The sequence below is a fragment of the Streptomyces sp. DH37 genome (genome assembly GCF_029813835.1).
Classification (GTDB): domain Bacteria; phylum Actinomycetota; class Actinomycetes; order Streptomycetales; family Streptomycetaceae; genus Streptomyces.
In genome coordinates this window covers 1-404 of the sequence record NZ_JARVKV010000227.1, presented here as the reverse complement: position 1 = coordinate 404, position 404 = coordinate 1, and the positions used below count along the sequence as shown (strand labels likewise).

The following is a 404-nucleotide window of genomic DNA, read 5'->3' as shown; positions in this document are numbered from 1 at the left end:
AACAGCGCGGGCTGGGTGAACGCCGTCTGGTGGATGCGCCGGTCCCCGCTGAGGATCAGGTCGACGACCGACCGCCCGGTGTAGGGCAGCAGGGCGTCGGCCGCCTCGTCCAGGTGGGTGCGGTAGCCCGTGGAGTGCAGGTACAGGCCGGAGGTCATGCCCGGGTGCTGCGAGCCCTGCCCGGTGAACCCGAACGCCGCGGTCCCCCGGCCGTCCCCGCCGGGCCGGGGATCCCGCAGCGCGAGGTACCGGGCCAGGGCGCGCACGGTCGGGTACGCCCAGCTGTCGGTGGGGTCGATCAGCGGGCCGAACGCCTCCTCGATGTCGCCGTAGAGGCTGAGCGCGGCCACGGAGTCCAGCCCGTGCTCGACGAACGACGCGGCCTCCTCCACCGGCCTCTCGAG

1 protein-coding gene is annotated in these 404 nt (G+C 74.3%); it reads right to left on the bottom strand.

Annotation, left to right across the window (positions count from 1 at the left end; all coding sequences use genetic code 11):
* Positions 1-404, bottom strand: a 404-nt coding sequence (locus QC029_RS31145) for a phosphopantetheine-binding protein (protein ID WP_336621626.1), incomplete at both ends; no start/stop codon positions are given.